General features: G+C 75.6%; 17 protein-coding genes. 7 read left to right on the top strand and 10 right to left on the bottom strand.

Annotated elements, in window-relative coordinates; genetic code table 11:
- Positions 1-102 precede the first annotated feature (102 nt).
- From BKA21_RS13690 to BKA21_RS13680, 3 genes are all read left to right on the top strand, one after another.
- The gene (locus tag BKA21_RS13690; RefSeq protein WP_140459624.1) at positions 103-1,230 is read left to right on the top strand and encodes an ABC transporter ATP-binding protein; all 1,128 of its coding nucleotides are present in this window, start codon (positions 103-105) and stop codon (positions 1,228-1,230) included.
- Between the two features lie 150 nt (positions 1,231-1,380).
- Positions 1,381-2,658 (top strand): DUF4032 domain-containing protein, encoded by a 1,278-nt coding sequence (locus BKA21_RS13685; protein ID WP_140459623.1) that lies wholly within the window; start codon positions 1,381-1,383, stop codon positions 2,656-2,658.
- 123 nt (positions 2,659-2,781) lie between these two features.
- On the top strand, positions 2,782-4,365 hold the full coding sequence (locus BKA21_RS13680) for a methyl-accepting chemotaxis protein (RefSeq protein ID WP_140459622.1): 1,584 nt from the start codon (positions 2,782-2,784) through the stop codon (positions 4,363-4,365).
- Positions 4,366-4,434: 69 nt separating this feature from the next.
- Here BKA21_RS13680 and rlmB read toward each other — a convergent pair whose 3' ends face one another.
- Genes rlmB through BKA21_RS13660 form a run of 4 tightly spaced genes read right to left on the bottom strand, consistent with a single transcriptional unit; the run spans position 4,435 to position 8,861 of the window.
- A complete protein-coding gene (rlmB, locus tag BKA21_RS13675) occupies positions 4,435-5,436 on the bottom strand; it encodes a 23S rRNA (guanosine(2251)-2'-O)-methyltransferase RlmB (RefSeq protein WP_140459621.1) in 1,002 nt (333 codons plus the stop codon).
- The gene (cysS, locus tag BKA21_RS13670) at positions 5,436-6,878 is read right to left on the bottom strand and encodes a cysteine--tRNA ligase (protein WP_140459620.1); all 1,443 of its coding nucleotides are present in this window, start codon (positions 6,876-6,878) and stop codon (positions 5,436-5,438) included. Before cysS ends, rlmB begins: the two co-directional genes overlap by 1 nt.
- Before the next feature lie 40 nt (positions 6,879-6,918).
- Positions 6,919-8,133 carry an alanine racemase gene (locus tag BKA21_RS13665; protein WP_140459619.1) on the bottom strand — a complete coding sequence of 405 codons (1,215 nt, stop codon included), beginning with the start codon at positions 8,131-8,133 and terminating at the stop codon, positions 6,919-6,921.
- A gap of 2 nt (positions 8,134-8,135) precedes the next feature.
- Positions 8,136-8,861 carry a TetR/AcrR family transcriptional regulator gene (locus BKA21_RS13660; protein WP_140459618.1) on the bottom strand — a complete coding sequence of 242 codons (726 nt, stop codon included), beginning with the start codon at positions 8,859-8,861 and terminating at the stop codon, positions 8,136-8,138.
- A 142-nt stretch (positions 8,862-9,003) separates the two neighbouring features.
- Between BKA21_RS13660 and BKA21_RS13655 the strand changes: the two genes are divergently transcribed.
- Both BKA21_RS13655 and BKA21_RS13650 read left to right on the top strand, forming a co-directional pair.
- Complete coding sequence (locus BKA21_RS13655) at positions 9,004-10,335, top strand: D-arabinono-1,4-lactone oxidase (RefSeq protein WP_140459617.1); 1,332 nt, start codon at positions 9,004-9,006, stop codon at positions 10,333-10,335.
- Between the two features lie 133 nt (positions 10,336-10,468).
- Entirely contained in the window at positions 10,469-11,410 is a 942-nt protein-coding gene (locus BKA21_RS13650; RefSeq protein WP_140459616.1) for a quinone oxidoreductase family protein, read from the top strand.
- Positions 11,411-11,508: 98 nt separating this feature from the next.
- On the opposite strand, the gene BKA21_RS13645 is transcribed toward BKA21_RS13650, so the two are convergent.
- Both BKA21_RS13645 and BKA21_RS13640 read right to left on the bottom strand, forming a co-directional pair.
- Positions 11,509-11,730: a hypothetical protein gene (locus BKA21_RS13645; RefSeq protein ID WP_140459615.1), complete on the bottom strand. Its 222-nt coding sequence runs from the start codon at positions 11,728-11,730 to the stop codon at positions 11,509-11,511.
- Between the two features lie 131 nt (positions 11,731-11,861).
- Complete coding sequence (locus BKA21_RS13640; RefSeq protein ID WP_140459614.1) at positions 11,862-12,794, bottom strand: LysR family transcriptional regulator; 933 nt, start codon at positions 12,792-12,794, stop codon at positions 11,862-11,864.
- Between the two features lie 73 nt (positions 12,795-12,867).
- Here BKA21_RS13640 and BKA21_RS13635 point away from each other — a divergent pair, with 73 nt between their 5' ends.
- Positions 12,868-13,911: an EamA family transporter gene (locus BKA21_RS13635; protein ID WP_140459613.1), complete on the top strand. Its 1,044-nt coding sequence runs from the start codon at positions 12,868-12,870 to the stop codon at positions 13,909-13,911.
- On the opposite strand, the gene ispF is transcribed toward BKA21_RS13635, so the two are convergent.
- The 3 genes from ispF to BKA21_RS13620 all read right to left on the bottom strand — a co-directional run bounded on the left by ispF (position 13,895) and on the right by BKA21_RS13620 (position 15,743).
- The gene (gene ispF, locus BKA21_RS13630; protein WP_140459612.1) at positions 13,895-14,425 is read right to left on the bottom strand and encodes a 2-C-methyl-D-erythritol 2,4-cyclodiphosphate synthase; all 531 of its coding nucleotides are present in this window, start codon (positions 14,423-14,425) and stop codon (positions 13,895-13,897) included. The genes BKA21_RS13635 and ispF overlap by 17 nt on opposite strands.
- The gene (gene ispD / locus BKA21_RS13625; RefSeq protein ID WP_140459611.1) at positions 14,425-15,183 is read right to left on the bottom strand and encodes a 2-C-methyl-D-erythritol 4-phosphate cytidylyltransferase; all 759 of its coding nucleotides are present in this window, start codon (positions 15,181-15,183) and stop codon (positions 14,425-14,427) included. Before ispD ends, ispF begins: the two co-directional genes overlap by 1 nt.
- A 77-nt stretch (positions 15,184-15,260) precedes the next feature.
- Positions 15,261-15,743 carry a CarD family transcriptional regulator gene (locus BKA21_RS13620; RefSeq protein WP_135973343.1) on the bottom strand — a complete coding sequence of 161 codons (483 nt, stop codon included), beginning with the start codon at positions 15,741-15,743 and terminating at the stop codon, positions 15,261-15,263.
- A 442-nt stretch (positions 15,744-16,185) separates the two neighbouring features.
- On the opposite strand from BKA21_RS13620, the gene BKA21_RS13615 reads away from it, so the two are divergent.
- Positions 16,186-16,767 carry a hypothetical protein gene (locus BKA21_RS13615; RefSeq protein ID WP_140459610.1) on the top strand — a complete coding sequence of 194 codons (582 nt, stop codon included), beginning with the start codon at positions 16,186-16,188 and terminating at the stop codon, positions 16,765-16,767.
- 141 nt (positions 16,768-16,908) lie between these two features.
- On the opposite strand, the gene pstB is transcribed toward BKA21_RS13615, so the two are convergent.
- On the bottom strand, positions 16,909-17,688 hold the full coding sequence (pstB, locus tag BKA21_RS13610; RefSeq protein ID WP_140459609.1) for a phosphate ABC transporter ATP-binding protein PstB: 780 nt from the start codon (positions 17,686-17,688) through the stop codon (positions 16,909-16,911).
- Positions 17,689-17,723: the final 35 nt, after the last annotated feature.

Below are 17,723 nucleotides of genomic sequence, written 5' to 3'. Positions count from 1 at the left end.
GGAGACACAGGGCTCGAGCACGGTGCCTCCACCGACCGTGCGTTGACACTCTTCACGACGGATCGTCCGGCACGTACCTGCCGGTGAAGGGATTGATCGCTCATGGCCACGGTCACTTTCGACCACGCGACCCGGGTGTACCCGGGCACCGAGCGTCCCGCGGTGGACGCCCTCAACCTCCACATCGAGGACGGCGAGTTCCTCGTCCTCGTCGGCCCCTCCGGCTGCGGCAAGTCGACCTCGCTGCGCATGCTCGCCGGCCTGGAGGACGTCAACGCCGGCCGCATCCTCATCGGCGACCGCGACGTCACGGACGTCCAGCCGAAGGACCGCGACATCGCGATGGTCTTCCAGAACTACGCGCTGTACCCGCACATGACGGTCGCGGACAACATGGGCTTCGCCCTGAAGATCGCCGGCACGCCGAAGGCGGAGATCCGCCAGCGCGTCGAGGAGGCCGCCAAGATCCTCGACCTGTCGCAGTACCTCGACCGCAAGCCCAAGGCCCTGTCCGGCGGCCAGCGCCAGCGCGTCGCCATGGGCCGCGCGATCGTGCGTCAGCCGCAGGTGTTCCTCATGGACGAGCCGCTGTCGAACCTCGACGCCAAGCTCCGCGTGCAGACCCGTACGCAGATCGCCTCGCTGCAGCGCCGCCTCGGCGTCACGACGGTCTACGTCACGCACGACCAGACCGAGGCCCTGACGATGGGCGACCGCATCGCGGTCCTCAAGGACGGCATCCTCCAGCAGGTCGGCACGCCGCGGGACATGTACGACACCCCCGCCAACGTGTTCGTCGCCGGCTTCATCGGCTCACCGGCCATGAACATCGGCACCTTCCCGGTGGCCGAGGGTGCCGCGGCCGTCGGCCGCTCGCGGATGGCGCTGCCCCGCGACGTCGTCGCCGGCCTCACCGAGGACGACAAGGGCCACATCACGGTCGGCTTCCGCCCCGAGTCGCTGGACGTCGTGCCCGCCGGCACGCCGGACTCCTTCCCGGTCGTCGTGAACATCGTCGAGGAGCTCGGCTCCGACGCGTTCGTCTACGGCGAGCTGACCAACGAGTTCGGCCAGGCCGCCGAGGTCCACTCCGGCGCCGGCGACGCGCAGGTCATCGTGCGCGTCGACCCCCGCCAGGTGCCCGGCAAGGGCGAGACGATCAACGTCCGCATCCGCCCCAACGAGCAGCACCTGTTCCACGCCGGCTCGGGCGAGCGCATCCCCGCCTGACGCACCGGTACGACCACGCACGAGGCGGGTCCGGGGTCATCCCGGGCCCGCCTCGCCGTCTGCCCGCCGGACCTGCACGCCTGACCTGCACGGCGGGTCCGCTGCGGGCCCGGCGCGCAGGTCCTACGGCCGACCTGAGAGGATCGACGCATGAGCGGCACGGCACAGCGCCTCCAGATCACGGCGGCCAACCCCGACCCGGCGCTCCTCGACCTCCCGTGGCACGTGCCGCTGGAGGACTGGCCGGCCGAGACGCTCGCGGCGCTGCCGCGGGGCATCTCGCGGCACGTGGTGCGGTTCGCCCGCATGTCGGGGCGGGTCGTGGCCATCAAGGAGATCGGCGAGACCGTCGCGTACCGCGAGTACGAGCTGCTGCGCCAGCTGCGCAAGCTCGAGGTGCCCAGCGTCGAGCCGGTCGGCGTGATCACCGGGCGCCGGTCCCCCGAGGGCGAGCCCCTCGAGGCGGTGCTCATCACGCAGCACCTGCAGTTCTCGCTGCCGTACCGCGCCCTGTTCAGCCAGTCGCTGCGGCCCGACACCGCGACCCGCCTCATCGACGCCCTCGCGGTCCTGCTGGTGCGGCTGCACCTGGCCGGCTTCTACTGGGGCGACGTGTCGCTGTCGAACACGCTGTTCCGCCGCGACGCGGAGACGTTCGCCGCCTACCTCGTCGACGCCGAGACGGGTGACCTGCACGACCGGCTGACCGACGGGCAGCGCTCGTACGACCTCGAGGTCGCCCGGGTCAACATCATCGGCGAGCTCATGGACCTGCAGGCCGGGGAGTTCCTCGACGAGGACGAGGACGCCGTCGCCATCGGTGACGCCCTCGCGGCGCGGTACGGCGAGCTCTGGCGGGCCCTGACCGAGACGGAGTCCTTCGGGTTCGGCGAGCGGTGGCGCGTGCAGGCCCGCATCGACCGGCTCAACGACCTGGGCTTCGACGTGGGCGAGCTCGACATCCTCACCGACCTCGACGGCACGACCGTGCGCATCCAGCCGAAGGTCGTCGACGCCGGGCACCACTCCCGCCGGCTCATGCGCCTGACGGGCCTGGACGTGGGCGAGAACCAGGCACGCCGCCTGCTCAACGACCTCGACGAGTTCCGGGCCACCACGGACCGGCAGGCCGAGGACGAGGCCTTCGTCGCGCACGACTGGCTGACCGACGTCTTCGAGCCCGCGGTGCGCTCGGTGCCCCGGGACCTGCGCCGCAAGCTCGAGCCGGCGCAGGTCTACCACGAGCTGCTCGACCACCGGTGGTTCATGTCGCAGCAGCAGCACCGCGACGTGCCGATGGTCGAGGTCGCGCACAGCTACGTGCAGGACATCCTGCCGACGCGCCCCGACGAGCAGGCCGTGCTCGGCACACGCCCGGAGGACCTGCGCGACGACGACGGGTACGACCCCGACCAGCTGATCGGCTGACCGCAGAGCACCTGGACGGTCGTTCACCCGCTGCGGGGTTCACCCGCGGGTGAGTGCGGCCGATGGGTGGGACGCGGGGGCGTCGACCGGCGCCCCGTGCGATCCCGTGGAGGTCCTCCCGCCATGCCTGCCCCCCGCCGTCGGTTCGCCGACCTGTCCCTCCTGGTGCGCATCGGGCTGGCGTTCGCCGTGACGCTGGCCGCGCTGGTCGCCGTCTCGACCGTGGGCGTCAACCGCCTGGGTGCGCTCGCGTCGGACATCGAGGCGCTCGAGGAGAACGCCATCACCCCGCAGGCCTACCTGCAGAACACGCAGCGGTGGTTCCAGGCGAGCCGGGCGCGGGTGCTGGAGTACGGCATGGTCCTCGAGGAGGACCGGGCGACGATCGACGAGGAGCGGGCCGGCTTCGACGCCCAGACCCTCGAGAACATCACCGCGTACGAGCCGTACGTGCTCGACGAGACCGCGTACGCGGCCCTGCTCGACGCCGTGGCCCGGTACCAGGAGACGTCGACGGCCATCCAGCCGACCGTCGAGGACGGCGCGACCGCCTACCACGACGCGTACGTCGAGCAGGTGCGCCCCATCACCAGCGAGGTGTCCGACGCGCTGCAGGCCCTCATCGACTCGGTGGCCGCCGACGCGTCGGCCCGTGTGGCCGCCGACCAGGACGTCGTCGAGAACGCCACCGTGATCGCGGTCGTCGTCACCCTGGTGGGCGGCGGCCTGGCCGGTGCGATCGTGTTCGTCGTGATGCGCCGCACCCGTCGCGACCTGGCCCTGGTCCGCCGCACGGCGGAGCGCATGCGCGAGCGTGACCTGACCGTCGACGTGCCGATCGACACCCGGGACGAGCTGGGTCTGCTCGCCGCCGACCTCAACAGCGCGCAGGCGTCGCTGCGGGACGCGATCTCCGGCGTCGTCTCCACCTCGCAGACCGTCGCGGCCGCCGCCGAGGAGCTCTCGGCGTCGTCGTCGCAGGTCGCGGCGGGCCCGGAGGAGACGTCGGTGCAGGCCGGTGTCGTGGCCGCCGCCGCGGAGCAGGTCAGCCGCAACGTGCAGGCCGTGGCCGCGGGCGCCGAGGAGATGGGTGCGTCGATCCGCGAGATCGCGCAGAACGCGACCGAGGCGACCCGCGTCGCGCAGTCCGCGACGGCCGCCGCCGAGACCGCCAACGAGTCGGTGGCACGCCTGGGCACGTCGTCGGCGGAGATCGGCAACGTGGTCAAGCTGATCACGTCGATCGCCGAGCAGACGAACCTGCTGGCGCTGAACGCGACGATCGAGGCCGCGCGTGCCGGGGAGGCCGGCAAGGGCTTCGCGGTCGTCGCCGGCGAGGTCAAGGAGCTCGCGCAGGAGACCGCGCGCGCCACCGAGGACATCGCCCGCCGCGTCGAGGCCATCCAGCACGACACCACCGGTGCCGTCGGTGCGATCGGCGAGATCGGCACGATCATCGCCTCGATCAACGACTACCAGCTCACCATCGCCTCGGCGGTGGAGGAGCAGACGGCCACGACCAACGAGATGTCCCGCTCCGTCGCGGAGGCCGCGACCGGCTCCGGCGAGATCGCCACCAACATCGTCGGCGTCGCCGACGCCTCCCAGACGTCCTCGCACGTGCTGGGGCAGATGGGCGCCGCGGTGAACGAGCTCGCCCAGATGTCCGAGGACCTGCGGGCCCGCGTCTCGGAGTTCCGCTACTGAGCGGCACCCGCCCGACCTGACAGGACGACGCCCGCCACCGGACCGGTGGCGGGCGTCGTGCGTCGGTGCTCAGACCGCGCGCTGCCGGGCGACCTCGTAGAGGGCGATGCCGGCCGCGACGCCCGCGTTGAGGGACTCGACCGCGGCGGCGATGGGGATCGAGGCGATCGCGTCGCACCGCTCGCGCACGAGCCGCGACAGGCCCTTGCCCTCGGAGCCCACGACGATCACCAGCGGGTCGCCCGCGTACGGCAGCTCGCCCAGCGGCACGTCACCACCGGCGTCGAGCCCGACGACGAACATGCCGGCCTGCTGGTACTCGCCGAGGGTGCGCGCGAGGTTGGTCGCCCGCGCGACCGGCACCCGGGCCGCCGCACCCGCGGAGACCTTCCACGCCGCGGCCGTGACGCCCGCGGCGCGCCGCTCCGGCACGAGCACCCCGTGCGCGCCGAACGCCCCGGCGGACCGCAGCACGGCCCCGAGGTTGCGCGGGTCGGTCACGCCGTCGAGGGCGACGACGAGCGGCGGCACGTCGGCCGCGTGGGCGGCGTCGAGCAGGTCGTCGGGCTCGGCGTACGTGTACGGCGGCACCTGGATCGCGACGCCCTGGTGCACGGAGCCGTCCGTGAGCCGGTCGATCTCGGCGCGGCCGACCTCGAGCAGCGGGTAGCCGGCGTCCGCGGCGAGGCTGATGATCTCGCGCGTGCGGTCGTCGGCCTCCAGGCGGGCCGCCAGGTACACGGTCGAGACGGGGATGCCGGCGCGCAGCGCCTCGAGGACCGAGTTGCGCCCGCTGACGATCTCGTGCGTCGCGCTCGTGCGGCCGCCCCGCGAGCCGGCCGCGCTGCGCGACGCCCCCGCCGACGGCCGCCCGGAGCCGCCGGGGCGGCCCGCGACGCGCTCGGCGGCGACCTTCTTCTTGTGCGCCGCGTGGTACGGGCGGTCCTCGGCCTTGGGGGTCGGCCCCTTGCCCTCGAGGGCACGACGGCCGTTGCCGCCGGTGCCGACGCGGGCACCCTTCTTCGAACCCGGGTTGCGGGTCGCCCCGCGCCGCTGGGAGTTGCCGGCCATCAGTCCTCCGTGCCGTCGGTGGTGGGCGCCGCCAGGGTCCAGCGGGCGCCCGTCGGGGAGTCCTCGACCACGACGCCGGCCGCCGTGAGGCGGTCCCGGATCGCGTCGGCGGTGGACCAGTCCCGGGAGGCGCGCGCGGCGGCGCGCGCCTCGATCTCGGCCTGCACGAGGGCGGCGAGCGCCCGCGCGGTGCGGTCGTCCCCGTCCGTGCCGGCCCACTGCTCGCTCGTCGGGTCGAGCCCGAGCACGTCGAGCATCGCACGGACGGCGACCATCGCGCCGCGTGCGGCGGTGTCGTCGCCCGCGGCGAGCGCGCTGTTGCCCGCGCGCAGGGTCTCGTGCACGACCGCGAGCGCGGCCGGCACGTTGAGGTCGTCGTCCATCGCGGCGGCGAAGGGTGCGGGCAGCTCGACCGTGGCGACCTCGTCGGCCGTCGCGGCGCCGGTGCGCTCGGCGGCGCGCTGCACGAAGCCCGCGAGCCGCTCCCAGGTGGCCTCGGACTCGCGGAGCGTGTCCTCGGTCCACTCGAGCATGGAGCGGTACTGCACGGCGGTCAGGGCGTACCGCAGCACGACCGGGCGGACCTTCTCCAGCACGGCGGTGACGAGCAGCCCGTTGCCGAGCGACTTGCTCATCTTGGCGCCGCCCTGCGTGACCCAGCCGTTGTGCAGCCAGTAGCGGGCGAACCCGTACCCGGCGGCCCGCGACTGGGCCTGCTCGTTCTCGTGGTGCGGGAAGCGCAGGTCGAGCCCGCCGCCGTGGATGTCGAACTCCTCGCCGAGGTACCGGTGGGCCATCGCGGAGCACTCGAGGTGCCAGCCGGGGCGGCCGCGGCCGAACGGGGTGTCCCACGCGGCGGTGGCGGGCTCGCCGGGCTTGGCGGCCTTCCAGAGGGCGAAGTCGTGCGGGTCGCGCTTGTCGCCGGGGCGCGCGTCGTCGGGGGCGTCGACCATGGCCTCGACGCGCTGGTTGGTCAGCGACCCGTACGCGGGCCAGGAGCCGACGTCGAAGTACACGTCGCCGGGGCCGGCGACGTAGGCGTGGCCGCGCTCGACGAGGCGCTCCATGAGCTCGACCATCGCGGGCACGTGGCCGGTCGCGCGCGGCTCGTAGGTGGGCGGCAGCACGCCGAGCGCGTCGTAGGCGGCCGTGAAGGCCCGCTCGTGCGTCATGGCCCACGCCCACCACGGCTCGCCCGCGGCGGCGGCCTTGGCGAGGATCTTGTCGTCGACATCGGTGACGTTGCGCACGAGCGTGACGTGGGTCCCGCCGCGGCGCAGCCAGCGCACGAGCACGTCGAACGCGATCACGGGGCGCAGGTGGCCGACGTGCGGGGGTGCCTGGACGGTGGCACCGCACAGGTAGACGCCGACGCGCCCCTCGTGGAGGGGGACGAAGTCGCGCACCGTCTGGGTGCCGCTGTCGAACAGCCGCAGGGTCACCGGCCCAGGCTACCGGGGTGCCGGGGCCCGACCGGACGCGTCAGCCGATGCCGACGCCCTCGCCGCGGTAGGTGGGGACGGTGGCCTCGACGCGGTCGCCGCGCACGAGGTGCACGTGGTCGACGTGCTCCATGGCCTCGCCGGCCTTGGCGTGCCGGAACCAGACGCGGTCGCCGACGCGCAGGTCGGCGCCCGTGGGCACGCGCAGCGGGGTCTGGACCTCGCCGGCGCCCTCGCGGCCGGCCAGCCGCAGGCCCGCCGGTGCGACGGGGCGGGGCAGGCGGCTGCGGCCGGCCGGGCCGGACGCCACCCAGCCGCCGCCGGTCACGGTCGCCCACCCGGGCCCGGGCACGCGGACGACGTCGAGGCCCACGAACGCCGCGGGGCGGGGCGTGAACGCCCGGTAGCCGTCGAAGAGCGTGGGGGCGAGCAGGCCGGAGCCGGCGGTGACCTCGGTGACCCGTGCCGCCGGCGCGCTGGTCTCGAGCGAGCCCGTGCCGCCCGAGTTCACCAGCGTCAGGGCCCGGCCCAGCTCCTGCTCGACGGCGTCGACGACGTCGCGGCGCCGGTGCGCGAGCTCGGCGACGGAGGCGCGCTTGACGAGGCGGACGAGGGGGTCGGTGTCGGGCATCCCGGCGACCTGGGCCTCGTAGAGCATGACGCCGCGGACCTGGAGCCCGGGACGGGCGGCCAGGGCGCGCACGAGCGCGACCGCGTCGGCGGGCGTCCGCACGGGCGACCGGCGCACGCCGAGGTGCAGGGCCAGCGGGCCGCGCCCGACCCGCAGGGACGCGTCGACGTCGAGGCAGACGCCCAGCGTGGTGCCGTGCCGACGGGCCGCGTCGGCGAGCAGGGCGGCCTGGTCGTCGTCGTCGACCATGAACGTGACGGCCGCGGCGGCGGCGGGTGCCGCGGCGACCGCGTCGACCCCGGCCCGGTCGACCGTCGGGTAGCCGAGCAGGACGTCCCGCACGCCGTGGTCGACGAGGTGGCGCGCCTCCGCGGGCGAGTACGCCATGACGCCGGCGGTGCCGGGGTGCGCGAGCGCGCGGTCCAGGAGGGCCCGCACGCGCACGGACTTCGTGGCGACGCGCACGGGCACGCCGACCGCGCGCCGGACGAGGTCGTCGGCGTTGGCGTCGAACGCGTCGAGGTCGACGACGACGAGCGGTGCGGCGAGCCCGGCCGTGGCGGCGCCGAGCCGCGCGCCGAGGGTCCCGGCGGCCGCCGGGCGGCGCGCGGCATCGGCGCCCACGCTCACACCAGGGCCGGCCGGTCCCCCGCCTCGTCGTCCGCGTCGGGCACGGCGACCAGGTGGTGCCCGCCCCCGGGCGCGGCGGCGGGCTCGGCCCCGGGCGCACCGTTCGTGCCGGCCGGCGCCGCGGTGCCGGCGGGTGCGGTCTGCGACGCGAGGAACTGCGCGAACAGGTGCAGGCCCTCGAGGGCCGCGTCCTCGTCGTCGTCCACGAGCCAGGCCAGGGAGAACCCGTCGATGGCCGCGATGATCGACCGGGCGAGGCGTTCGCGCGGCGCGGTCCAGACGATCCCGGCGGCCTGCTCGATCTCGCTGAGGAACAGGTCGGCGGCGCCCCAGCTCAGCCGGTACTGCTCGGCGCCGACCTGGCTCAGCTCGGGGTGGCGCAGCGAGACGGTCGTGAGCTCGTACGTGAGCAGCTGCGGCCCCCGGGTGCTGCGGATGTTGTGCCAGAGCGTCTCCACGACGCGGCGCATGAGCACGCCGACGTCGTTCGAGTCCGGCATCTCCGCCACGCCGCGGACCATGTTGCGCTCGGTGATGGTGTGGGCCATCGCGCGCAGCAGCTCGTCCTTGTCCTGGAAGCAGTAGTGCACGACCCCCAGCGACACACCGGCCTCGGCAGCCACGGCACGCACGGTGGCGGCCTCGATCCCGTCGCGCGTGGCGACGGTCAGTGCTGCCTCGACGAGCTGCTCACGGCGTTCGGCCACCGGCAGTCGGTTCACGGGCCCCTCCTTGCGACGAACGGCGACGCGAACCCCCCCGGCCGCGTGCTCGGTGGACATCATCTCATCTGTCGTCATGACCTTGGTCAAGTCGTTCGAACACTTGACCTGGACAACCGACCACGTCGATCCTGGCAGGGCGATGGTCCGTCCGGCTGCCACGACGACGTGGGAGAACTGGGCACGCACGGCGTGCGCCGCTCCCGCCAGGGTCGTGCGCCCGCGCGGCGAGGACGAGGTCGTCGCGGCCGTCCTGGCCGCACGGCGCGACGGGCTGCGCGTGCGGGTGGTCGGCGCCGGGCACTCGTTCACCCCGGCCGCGGCGACCGACGGGGTCCTGCTCCGGCTCGACGCGCTGCGCGCCGTCGAGCGTGTGCGCACCCGCCCCGACGGCACCGCCCGGGTGACCGTCGGCGCCGGGGTCCGGCTGCGCGAGCTCAACGCGACGCTGGCCGTCCGGGGCCTGGCCATGCCCAACCTCGGCGACATCGACCACCAGAGCCTGGCGGGCGCCGTGAGCACCGGCACGCACGGCACCGGCGGCCGGCTGCCCGGTCTCGCGGCCCAGGTCGTCGGCGCCCGCCTGGTCACGGCGCGCGGCGACCTCGTCGACGTCGACGCCGGGAGCGACCGGGGGCTGCTCGAGCTCGCGCGCCTCGGCCTGGGCACCGCGGGCGTCCTCGTGGCGCTCACGGTCGAGGTGGTCCCCGCGTTCCGCCTCCTGGCGGTCGAGCGCCCCGCCCGCCTGCCCGCCGTGCTCGAGAGCCTCCAGCAGGACGTCGACACCCACGACCACCTGGAGTTCTACTGGTTCCCGCACACCGACCGCGCCCTGGTCAAGGTCGACGACCGGGTGCCCGACGACGTCGACCTGCCGCTGCCCCGCCTGCGCCGCCTCGTCGACGACGAGCTGCTCTCCAACGGCGCGTTCGCGCTCGTCTGCGCCGTCGCCGGGGCGCGGCCCTCGCTGGCCCCGCGGCTCAACGCCGTGGCCGCGCGCGGGCTCGCCGCGCGCCGGTACACGGCCCGCTCCGACCGCGTGCTCGTCTCCGCCCGCCGGGTCCGGTTCCGTGAGGCCGAGCACGCCGTGCCCCGCGAGCACGTCGCCGACGTCGTGCGGGCCGTCGACGCCTGGGTCCGCCGCACCGGCGAGCCCGTGCCGTTCCCCGTGGAGGTGCGCTTCGCGGCGGCCGACGACGTGTGGCTCTCGACCGCCCACGGGCGCCCGACCGCGTACGTGGCGGTGCACCAGAACGTCCGGCTGCCGCACGCCCGGTACTTCGACGCGGTCGAGCGGATCGTCGCCGAGGTCGGCGGGCGGCCGCACTGGGGCAAGCTGCACGGCCTCGACGCGGCGCGCCTGGCACCGCTGTACCCACGGTTCGCCGACGCCGTCGCCGTGCGGCGCCGCGTCGACCCGGACGGGCTGTTCGCGAACGCCTACGTCGACCGCGTCCTGGGCCCCGTCGCCTGAGCGCGCCCGCCCACGAGCCGCCCGCGCACCCCGCCCGGGCCGGCCGCCGGGGCCGACGACGGTGCGGATCTCCGCCTTTCGGGTGACCGCCGGACCCGTGGCGCACCCGCCCCGACCGGTCCAGGGTGGCGGGGTGCCGCACAGGAGCAGGGCCGTCGTCGCGCACGCGCCGGGAGGGCCCGAGGTGCTGCGGGTCGTCGAGGTGGACGTGCCGGACCCGGGGCCCGACGAGGTGCTCGTCGCGGTGCACGCCGCGGGCGTCGGCCACGGCGACCTGGACGCCTACCGGCCCGGCACCGCAGCGCCCGGGCCGGTGCGCCCGGGCGCGGAGGTCGCCGGCGTCGTGCGGGCCGTGGGGTCCGCGGTGCGGTGGTTCTCCCCCGGCGACGAGGTCGTCGCCTGGCCCGTCGACGGCGGGTACGCCGACCTCGTCGTGGCCCCCGAGCGGGTGCTCGTGCGCCGCCCGCCGGGCCTGTCCGCGCCCGCCGGGGCCGGTCTGCTGGCCGCAGGGGCCGCGGCGCTGCACGCCGTCGACGTGACCGGGGTCGGCGCGCACGACGTGGTGCTCGTGCACGGCGGGTCGGGCGGCGTGGGACGCATGGCCGCCCAGCTGTGCGCGCTGCGCGGCGCCCGCGTCGTGACGACGGTCTCGCCCCGGCACGTCGCGTGCCTCGACCGGTACGGCGCCGTCCCGGTCGCCTCCGGGCCGGGCCTGCTCGAGCGGGTCCGGGCCGCCGTGGGCCCCGACGACCGCGTCGACGTCGCGATCGACACGACGGGCACGGTCGAGGCGCTCGACGTCTCGGTCGCCCTCGTCGCGGACCGCACCCGCGTCGTCACCCTCCCGGCCTCCGCCCGGGCCGCCGCGCTGGGCGTGCGCGCCCTCGGGCCGGGCGCGGGGCGCGGGGCGGGGCTGCAGGAGGCCGCACGGGCCCACCTGTCGGCGCTCGCCGCGGACGGGGCGCTGGACGTGCACGTCGCCGCGACGTTCCCGCTCGCCGACGTCGCGGACGCCCACCGCCTCCAGGCCACGCGCCGCGCCGGGGGCAAGGTCGTGCTGCTCACCGGGCGCTGAGCCCGGAGGAACGGCGCCCGGCCCCGCCCGGCACCTGCCCGACCCCGCGCGGGTCGGTCCGGCACCGGTCGGACCGGCGCGGGTCGGTGCGGGTCGGGTCAGCGCCGGCCGGGGATCGGGGGCTCGCCGCCGGCGGGGGGGCTCGCGACGTCGACGGGGCGATGGTGCTCGTCGACGGTGCGCAGGCCGCGGACCGTGGCCTCGAGCGTCTCGAACGACACCCGCACCCGCGGTCGCACGGGCAGCACGGCGCGACGCTGCGGGAGACCGTCGGCGCGGATCTCCACGTCTGCGTCACCGCGCACGGTCGAGCTCGTCATGCGCACACCACCCACCGGAGTCACGTCGTCGGACGGTACCGGTGTTTCGTCCGGTTTGCGAGGAGAGTCCCCCGTCCGATCAGGCGTGGCCCACGATCACGCGGGTCGATCCGGCGGGGCCGTGGGGATCGTCACGCACCACGGTCCGTGCCGCCACGGCCCGCGGCGCCGATCCCCGCCGCGTGCGCCACGAGCTCGTCGACGACCGTGCGCACGACGAGGCGCTCTGCCCGGTCGGCACGCACCAGGGCGTCGATGCGCCGCCCGGCGCGCACCCCGACCAGCGGCAGCAGCCGCAGCCGCACGCCGTCCGCCGCCCGGGTCGTCCACCGCGGCAGCAGGCTGACCCCGTGACCGGCCTCCACGAGCGCCTCGGCCACGTGGAAGTCGTTGATGCGGTGCACGACCGTGGGCGCAGCGCCCGTGCCCGCCGCGACGGCCGCCAGCACCGTCGCCACCGGGAACCCTTCCCGCACGGCGATCCACCGCGCGTCGGCCAGGTCGGCCGGCGCCACGTGGTCGCGGTCCGCGAGGGGGTGGTCGAGCGGCACGGCGACGTCCAGCGGCTCGCGCAGCAGCGGCACCACCCGCACGCCCGGGCCCCAGTCGTGGCTGCGGTCGGGGCGGTGCGCGACCACCACGTCGATCCGGTCCGTGAGCGCCGCGAACGCGTCCTGCGCGACGTCCTCGTCGACGCACCGGACCTCGACCCCGTCGAGCCGTGCCACCCGGGTGAGCAGGCCCGGCAGGAGCATCTGCGCCCCGCTCGCGAACGCCGAGACGGTGACGGTGCCCTGCGGGCGGGCCGCGAACGCGTCGCAGGCCGCCCGCGCCCGCTCGAGGGCCACCGCCACGTCCAGGGCCGCGTCGGCGAGCGCGTCGCCGGCGGGCGTCAGGCGCAGCCCGCGCCCCACCCGCTGCGTCAGCGGGACGCCGACCTCGCGCTGCAGGACCGCGATCTGCTGGGACACCGCGGACGGCGTCAGGTGCCGCACCGCGGCGGCGGCGGTGACCCCGCCGTGGGTGCGCACCGCGCGCAGCGTCGCCAACGCCTGCGGATCCATGCAGCAACGCTACACGGATGATGCAGCACCGTGCGATGGTGCTGCATCGTCGGGCTGCCGCAGACTGCCAGGCATGCCGCTGACCCACCGCCTGCTCGCACTCGTCGTCGCGGTGACGTGGGGCCTGAACTTCCTCGCGATCCACGCGACGCTCGCCCAGATGCCGCCCTTCCTGGCCGGCTCGGTGCGGTTCGCCGTCATCGCCGTCCCCACCCTGCTCCTCGTGCCCCGCCCGGCCGTCGCCTGGCGCTGGCTGCTCGGGTACGGGTTCGGGTTCGGCGTGCTGCAGTTCGCGTTCCTCTACCTGGCCATGGACAGCGGCATGCCCACCGGCCTCGCGTCGCTGGTGCTGCAGTCGTCCGCGCCCTTCACCGTGCTGCTCGCCGCGGTCCTGCTGCGCGAGCGCCTGACCGGCCGGCAGGGGCTCGGCGTCGCGGTCGCCGTCGCCGGGCTGGCCGGCATCGCCGTGCACCGCGCCCAGCTCGACGGCGGCGCCACCCTGCTGCCGGTGCTGCTCACGTTGTGCGGCGGGCTGGGCTGGGCCCTGGGCAACCTCGCCAACCGGCAGGCCCGCCCCGACTCCTCGTTCCGGCTCATGCTCTGGATGTCGGTCGTGCCGCCCGTGCCGATGCTCGCGCTGTCGCTCGTCGTCGAGGGCCCCGGGCGCATCGCGGAGGCATTCACGGGGCTCACCAGCCCCACCGGGCTGCTCGCGCTCGCCGGGCTGGCCTACACGGTGCTGGTGGCCACCCTGGTCGGCACGGGCGTGTGGACGTGGCTGATGGCCCGCCACCCGTCGAGCGTCGTGGCGCCGTTCTCGATGCTCGTGCCCGTCGTCGGGATCGGGGCGTCGTGGCTCGTGCTGCGCGAGCCCACCGAGCCGGTCGAGCTGGCGCTGGGCGCGCTGGTCGTGGGCGGCGTCCTGCTGGGCAGCAGCCGCCCCCGGGCCCGACCGGCGACGGCTGCGGCCGACGTGCAGGTCCCCGCGGCCGAGCAGGCGTCCGGCAACGAGCAGGTGACCGGACCGGAGCCGGCCCGACCCGCACCGCTCCCGCAGGGGACGGCCGGCGGGCAGCCGGTGGACGGGCGGGCGGTCGCGGTCAGCCCGCCGCGCTGACCTGCCCCGGGGCGTCCGTCGCCCCGGCCGCGCCGGTCGCCACGACGAGCGCGGTGGCGATCGCCGCCACGCCCTCCCCACGGCCCGTCAGGCCCAGCGCGTCCGTCGTCGTGCCCGCGACGGACACCGGGGCCCCCACGGCCGCGGAGAGGGCCTCCTGCGCCTCCGCCCGCCGCGTGCCGACCTTGGGCCGGTTGCCCACCACCTGCACGGCGACGTTCCCGACCGAGAAGCCCGCCGCCCGCACGAGCCGGGCCGCCTCCGCGAGGATCGCCGTGCCCGCCGCGCCCGCCCAGCGGGGGTCCGAGGTACCGAACTGCGCGCCGAGGTCGCCCAGCCCCGCCGCGGACAGCAGGGCGTCGGCCGCGGCGTGCGCGGCGACGTCCGCGTCGGAGTGCCCGGCGAGCGGGCGCTCGCCCGGCCACGCGAGACCCGCCACGTGCAGCACCGCCCCCGGCGCTGGGTCGGGGTCGAAGGCGTGCACGTCCACGCCGATGCCGGTCCGCACGTCCATCAGGCCTCCTCGTCGGCACGGGCGCCCGACCGGGGCCCGTGCAGCAGCTCCGCGACCGCGACGTCCCGCGGCGTGGTGATCTTCGCGGCGGCCTCCTCGCCGGCCACCACCCACACGGCCACGCCCGCGTCCTCGACGAGCCCCGCGTCGTCGGACGCCGCCGTGGCCTCGTCGCCCGCACGTGCGGCCCCGGCGGCGTGGGCGCGCACGAGGACGTCACGACGGAAGCCCTGCGGCGTCTGGACGGCCCGCAGCTGCGCCCGGGGCACCGTCTCGACCACCGGCCACCCCTCCTCGCCGCGCGGCTCCCCCACGCGCTTGACCGTGTCGACCACGGCGAGGCCCGGGACGACCGCGTCGTGGCCCGCACGCACCGCGTCGATCACGCGCGCCACGAGGTCGGGGGTCGCGAAGGCGCGCGCGGCGTCGTGCACGAGGACCACGTCGACGTCGTCGCCGATCACCGCCAGGCCGGCCGCCACGGACTCCTGCCGCGTGCGCCCGCCCGTCACGACCTCGACGCGCGCGTCGCCGGCCTCGACGGCCTCGAGCGCGCGCAGGACGTCCGCCCGGTGCTGCGCGGGGGCCGTGACCACCAGGTGCACGACGCGCGAGGCGTCCGCGCCGCGGGCCGCGAGCAGCGCCCGCGCCGCGTGGACGACCAGGGGCGCACCGGCGACGGGCACGACCGCCTTGGGCAGCGCGTGGCCGAGGCGGGACCCGCTGCCCGCGGCGGTCAGGACGGCGGCGACGCTCATCGGTGCTCGGGTGCCCCTCGGGATGGTGTCCGGACATGACGACGGCCCGGGTCGCCCCGGGCCGTCGGTCAGGTGTGTCAGGAGGCGAGGACCTCGTCGAGGATGGCCTCGGCCTTGTCCTCCTCGGTGTGCTCGGCGAGCGCGAGCTCCGAGACGAGGATCTGACGGGCCTTCGCCAGCATGCGCTTCTCGCCGGCGGAGAGCCCGCGGTCGGCGTCGCGGCGCGACAGGTCGCGCACGACCTCGGCGACCTTGATGACGTCGCCCGACTGGAGCTTCTCGAGGTTCGCCTTGTAGCGGCGCGACCAGTTGGTGGGCTCCTCGGTGTACGGCGCCCGGAGGACCTCGAACACGCGGTCCAGACCCTCCTGGCCGACGACGTCGCGGACACCCACGAGATCGACGTTCTCCGCCGGGACCTCGATGGTGAGGTCACCGTGCGCGACCTTGAGCTTGAGGTAGATCTTGTCCTCGCCCCGGATGGTCCTCGTCTTGATCTCTTCGATCTTGGCTGCACCGTGGTGCGGGTAGACGACGGTCTCCCCAACAGTGAAAGTCATCTGCAGGTGTCCCCTTTCGCAGACGACTATGCTAACACGCTCCCATCGGGCCGAACCGGGCCAGACCCCCGCAGAACCGCATCAACACGCTGGTCAGCGCGCCCGGGTGCCACCCGCTCAGCCGTCGGCGGACCCCCTCCGGGCAGCCTTCCGGCCCGCGACGGTCACCCGGACGGGTGTACCGACGGCCCGTCCGAGGCCCCGCCCGGGGCGCCCGACGACTGCTCCGCCGCACACGTCCGGGCCGCCTGCGGCACCTCCCGCCCCCCGGGACCCACGTCCCACGCGGACGCACCGAGGACGTGCACGGGCCCGGTACTGTGGGGACGGCGTGCGGTGCGTCGTCGACGTCGCCGCGCACCGGCTGGACACCGTCGATGACACCGGCACCGCACCGCGGTGCCCGCGCGCCCGCCGCGCGAGACCGCGAGCAGGAGATGCCGTGAACCCGCCCCGCACCCGCCGCCCCGCCCGCCTCGCGAGCGCCCTCGTCGGCGTCGTCGCCGCCACGGCGCTCGCCGGCTGCTCGGCGACCAACCCGATCACGACGATCGGCGACTACGAGGCCTCCGACGGCCTGGGTGTCACGCTCGGCGACGTCCGCGCGGTCAACCTCCTCGTCGTCACCGAGGAGGAGGGCGGCCTCGGCACCCTCGCCGGCGCGCTGGCCAACGGCGGCACCGAGGACGTCACGGTCACGCTGCAGCTCGCGGGCGCCGAGCCCGTGGACGTCGAGGTCCCCGCCGAGCGGACCGTGCTCATGGGCGCCACCGGCGCCCCGGAGCGTTACCTGCTCGCCGAGGTCACCACGGAGGCCGTCGAGGGGCGCCCGGGCGGCACCACCACGCTGAGCCTGGCCACCGACGCCGCCGGCGACGTGTCCGTCGCGATCCCCGTGGTCGACGGAACCCTGCCCGAGTACGCGGACCTCGTGCCGACGGCCGAGCCGACGCCGGAGCCGACCGAGGAGCCCACGGCTGCGCCGACCGAGGAGCCCGCGCCGACCGCCGAGCCCACCTCCTGACGCACCGCGCGGCCCCGCGCAGCACGTCGCGCAGCGCTGCGCGACGCACCGCACGCACGAGGGCCGGGCAGGTCTGGTGACCTGCCCGGCCCTCGTCGTCGGTGGGTGCGCGCGCTCAGCCCGCGCGGCGCACCCGCCCGGTCACCCGAAGCGGCCCGAGATGTAGTCCTCGGTGGCCTTCTCGCGCGGCGAGGAGAACATCGTCGCCGTGTCGTCCATCTCGATGAGCCGGCCCGGCTTGCCGGTGCCCGCGATGTTGAAGAACCCGGTGCGGTCGGACACGCGCGCCGCCTGCTGCATGTTGTGCGTGACGATGACGATCGTGTAGTCCGACTTCAGCTCGGCGATGAGGTCCTCGATCGCGAGCGTGGAGATCGGGTCGAGCGCGGAGCACGGCTCGTCCATGAGCAGGACCTGCGGGCGCACCGCGATCGCGCGCGCGATGCACAGGCGCTGCTGCTGCCCGCCCGACAGGCTCGACCCCGGGCGCTCGAGGCGGTCCTTGACCTCGTTCCACAGGTTCGCGCCGCGCAGCGAGGCCTCGACGAGGTCCTGCTGCTCGCCCTTGGCCATGCGGCGGTTGTTGAGCTTGACGCCCGCGAGCACGTTGTCGGCGATCGACATGGTCGGGAACGGGTTCGGGCGCTGGAAGACCATGCCGATCTGGCGGCGCACGGTCACCGGGTCCACGTCCTGGCCGTAGAGGTCCTGGCCGTCCATGAGCGCCTTGCCGGTCACGCGCGCACCGGGGATGACCTCGTGCATGCGGTTGAGGGTGCGCAGGAACGTCGACTTGCCGCAGCCCGACGGGCCGATGAGGGCCGTGGCCTGCCGGGGCTCGATGGCCATCGTGACGCCCTCGACGGCGAGGAAGTCGCCGTAGTAGACGTCGAGGTCAGAGACGTCGATCCGCTTCGACATGGGTGGAGTCCTTCCTGGGGGCCGGCTCGCGCCGA

The sequence above is a fragment of the Cellulomonas oligotrophica genome (genome assembly GCF_013409875.1).
Lineage (GTDB): Bacteria > Actinomycetota > Actinomycetes > Actinomycetales > Cellulomonadaceae > Cellulomonas > Cellulomonas oligotrophica.
This window is presented reverse-complemented; position numbering and strand designations above follow the sequence as displayed.

Excerpts from the sequence above, each read along its gene's own strand:
- BKA21_RS13690 (WP_140459624.1), top strand. The coding sequence starts at position 103 with ATGGCCACGGTCACTTTCGACCACGCGACCCGGGTGTACCCGGGCACC.
- BKA21_RS13685 (WP_140459623.1), top strand. The coding sequence starts at position 1,381 with ATGAGCGGCACGGCACAGCGCCTCCAGATCACGGCGGCCAACCCCGAC.
- BKA21_RS13680 (WP_140459622.1), top strand. The coding sequence starts at position 2,782 with ATGCCTGCCCCCCGCCGTCGGTTCGCCGACCTGTCCCTCCTGGTGCGC.
- rlmB (WP_140459621.1), bottom strand. The coding sequence starts at position 5,436 with ATGGCCGGCAACTCCCAGCGGCGCGGGGCGACCCGCAACCCGGGTTCG.
- BKA21_RS13655 (WP_140459617.1), top strand. The coding sequence starts at position 9,004 with ATGGTCCGTCCGGCTGCCACGACGACGTGGGAGAACTGGGCACGCACG.
- BKA21_RS13645 (WP_140459615.1), bottom strand. The coding sequence starts at position 11,730 with ATGACGAGCTCGACCGTGCGCGGTGACGCAGACGTGGAGATCCGCGCC.
- BKA21_RS13640 (WP_140459614.1), bottom strand. The coding sequence starts at position 12,794 with ATGGATCCGCAGGCGTTGGCGACGCTGCGCGCGGTGCGCACCCACGGC.
- BKA21_RS13635 (WP_140459613.1), top strand. The coding sequence starts at position 12,868 with ATGCCGCTGACCCACCGCCTGCTCGCACTCGTCGTCGCGGTGACGTGG.
- ispF (WP_140459612.1), bottom strand. The coding sequence starts at position 14,425 with ATGGACGTGCGGACCGGCATCGGCGTGGACGTGCACGCCTTCGACCCC.
- ispD (WP_140459611.1), bottom strand. The coding sequence starts at position 15,183 with ATGAGCGTCGCCGCCGTCCTGACCGCCGCGGGCAGCGGGTCCCGCCTC.
- BKA21_RS13620 (WP_135973343.1), bottom strand. The coding sequence starts at position 15,743 with ATGACTTTCACTGTTGGGGAGACCGTCGTCTACCCGCACCACGGTGCA.
- pstB (WP_140459609.1), bottom strand. The coding sequence starts at position 17,688 with ATGTCGAAGCGGATCGACGTCTCTGACCTCGACGTCTACTACGGCGAC.